Annotated in this window: 1 protein-coding gene; it reads right to left on the bottom strand. The window is 41.0% G+C overall.

Annotation, left to right across the window (positions count from 1 at the left end):
• Nucleotides 1-559 (bottom strand): lipid II-degrading bacteriocin colicin M (cma, locus tag E0D98_RS25535; RefSeq protein WP_131891503.1); only part of this gene is annotated, 559 nt, incomplete at its 3' end.
• Nucleotides 560-575 lie beyond the last annotated feature (16 nt).

Genomic DNA, 575 nt, shown 5'->3' with positions numbered 1-575 from the left:
CACCAGTGGCATGTGTGAACTTTGTAGAAACAGGGAATGTACCTACTACACCAGATTTTATAATGTCTTTTATCTGATTAATTTTCATAGGGGAAATTTTAAGACCAATGTTGGCGATATTAACGCTCCTTTCAGCGCCATTACCCCATAAATAGTGAGCAAGCGCCACAATTGGTGTAGTGACATTACCGCTCATTTGTTTCATATTCATTGAGCGATAGTCATATTGACTTGGCGCTGGTTTTGCGAAGTGGTAAGCGTCATAAACGCTTATTCCAGGGTGAAGAACCAGATTTCGGTCGGCGTTACAGAAGTAACCAATATTTGTCGATATGATCTGCAATGTGAGAGGGTTGCTGGCCCCATGTTTTTTGATGTAATCCTCAAGTTGAGTTAAAGCCTGAAGACACATGTTTGGACTCTGGAAAAAACTATAAACAACCTGGACTAAAAGAGGGCCAGCACCAGGAACATGCGGTGCTGAAAGAGAAAATGCACCATTGCCATAACTTGGTAAGTTAGTTGATGGTGATGGTGCATGAACAGTTAAGGTTTCCATACATAACTCCTTATAA

Origin of the sequence: Escherichia sp. KCJ4928, from assembly GCF_004352695.1 — a bacterium.
Taxonomy (GTDB): Bacteria; Pseudomonadota; Gammaproteobacteria; order Enterobacterales; family Enterobacteriaceae; genus ECMA0423.
The sequence above is the reverse complement of the archived record's forward strand: the minus strand, read 5'-3'. Positions and strand labels throughout refer to the sequence as shown.